The 2,112-nt window shown below is 37.6% G+C and carries 4 protein-coding genes; all 4 read left to right on the top strand.

What is annotated here, in order from left to right; genetic code table 11:
- A partial coding sequence (locus QZU45_RS12480; protein WP_295355772.1) for an AAA family ATPase occupies positions 1-418 on the top strand: 418 nt, incomplete at its 5' end.
- Positions 387-920 (top strand): hypothetical protein, encoded by a 534-nt coding sequence (locus QZU45_RS12475; protein ID WP_295355771.1) that lies wholly within the window; start codon positions 387-389, stop codon positions 918-920. The genes QZU45_RS12480 and QZU45_RS12475, both read left to right, overlap by 32 nt.
- Positions 889-1,149, top strand: coding sequence for a PD-(D/E)XK nuclease domain-containing protein (locus QZU45_RS12470; RefSeq protein WP_295355769.1), 261 nt, complete (start codon positions 889-891; stop codon positions 1,147-1,149). The genes QZU45_RS12475 and QZU45_RS12470 overlap by 32 nt, the downstream gene beginning before the upstream one ends.
- A 380-nt stretch (positions 1,150-1,529) precedes the next feature.
- Positions 1,530-2,112 (top strand): AAA family ATPase (locus QZU45_RS12465; protein ID WP_295355767.1); only part of this gene is annotated, 583 nt, incomplete at its 3' end.

The following is a 2,112-nucleotide window of genomic DNA, read 5'->3' as shown; positions in this document are numbered from 1 at the left end:
CTTTAAAAAAGACAATGAGCCATGGCTATACAAGGGAATCGTCTCAGGCTGTCTGCGTGTAGCCCATCAGAGTGTGTTTACCGATGCCAATAACTTTACTACCTTCGGTATGAATGATGAACCATATACAGGATTCTTTGGATTCACAGAAGAAGAGACAGAAAAGCTTTTGTCAGACTGTGGACTTTCAGATAAAGAAAGTGAGGTTAAGGAATGGTATGACGGCTACAGATTTGGCAACAAACATATCTTCTGCCCATGGAGTCTAATCAGTTACTGCTATGCTGCGACTCAGAAAGACATCTATGCTCCTCAGCCATTCTGGGTAAACACCAGTGGTAACGACCTTATCACCATGTTTACTGACAACAGTATGGAAGCACACAATGCAGAGATTTACCACCTATCCAGACCTTAGAAACAGAGTAAGCTTTGATGTCTTTATGACCATGATGCTGCATACAGGCTATGTAACCTTTGCAGAAGGTTCAGATATTATTGGCAAGGTAACTGTAAGAATTCCTAATCAGGAAGTGCTGGCATGTTTTAATGAGAAAAGAGAATATCTTTACGGAGAAGATAACCCATACTGGTACAATCAGGCTCTAAAGCTGGTGGATTTGCTCATGGTAAATAATACTGATGATGCACAGATGCTTATCAGCACCATGCTAAAGGAGTTTTTAAGTATCAGAAACACCGGAAATGAACTCTACTATCATGGCTTTATGACCGGTATTCTGGGACTGGCTTCCGCAACAAAGAATTTTAGATATCTCGAGGAAATCGAATCCGGAACCGGTTTCTCTGATATTATCATTGATAGCTTTGATAACAAAACAGCCTGTATCTTAGAGCTGAAAAAGACTGAAAATCTTGAAGACTGTTATGATGCAGCTCAGGCTGCAACTAAGCAGTAGCTTTGATAACAAAACAGCCTGTATCTTAGAGCTGAAAAAGACTGAAAATCTTGAAGACTGTTATGATGCAGCTCAGGCTGCAACTAAGCAGATAATTCAAAAGAACTATGCAGCAAAATTTATTTCCAGAAGATATAAGAAGGTCTACGGAATAGGAATTGGATTTGCCCAAAAGAGCTGTGAAATTGTTTCCCTTGGAAATCTGGTAGAAGATTCCGTTAATAAGTAGAGTTTATTTGATTCTTCTTAAACCTTCAGAGTTCAATGCGCATTGTTTTTTTTGTAATAGGCTCTTCCGTAAATTAGCAGTAAAGATCTGGCAACTTCGCATAATGGTTATGTTAATTTTTTGGGAGAACTTACTGTTCTGTTGGTGTTTTTCTGAGACGCTTTTGTGTTGTAAAACTTGTTTATGCCTGCCTTTATCCTACTCAATTCTTCCTCAGAGGAAAGCAAAACTTATCACTAAATAATGAGCCAGTGCTCTTTAGCTTTTGAAAAGCTCAGTCTCACCTACCTGTAACTAATTATGACAGGATTTGCTCTTCCTTCACTATCTGGCTAAATTCCTGTGCTAAAATTCCATTTAGAAACAGTAAAGAGGCGTTTATGAAGAAAGATGTTTTATTTATGACCGGTAATGAGGATTTTTCAACCATAATTGAAAAGAATGCATATTACGTAGATAAGACATCATATTTAAAAGAACTTTTCATGAGCAGTTCAGAAGTTATGAATGCTCTTTTTATCCGTCCTCGCAGATTCGGAAAAACTCTTAACCTGAATATGATTAAGACATTCTGTGAGCTTAACTATCAGAATCCAGGAGATAAATCATATCAGCAAAAACTCTTTATAGATAACGGCAGAAATTTTGCTGTTGCTACTGGTGACTACAAAGAACTTCGAGAGAAAGTAATGGGAGAATATCCTGTCATCAGTATCTCTTTTAGAGGTGTTGAAGGAAATACCTTTCAAACTGCCGTATCAGGACTGTTGGGAATAATAGCAGAACTCTACGATCGTTTTTTGTTTCTTCGAGAAAGTGTTAAGCAGTCAGATGAGAGAATAAAACAGTTCAATGCGATTTATACTTTTTGTACCGCAAAATACAACAAACTTTCAGAGCCTGATAATTTGAATGAAGCAATTGTTATATGTGGTTCATTCCTTGCAACCTTAGCTGAAATGC

Source organism: uncultured Succinivibrio sp. (genome assembly GCF_902756765.1).
Lineage (GTDB): Bacteria > Pseudomonadota > Gammaproteobacteria > Enterobacterales > Succinivibrionaceae > Succinivibrio.
Note: the sequence above shows the minus strand (reverse complement) of the source record. Positions and strands in the feature narration are given on the sequence as shown.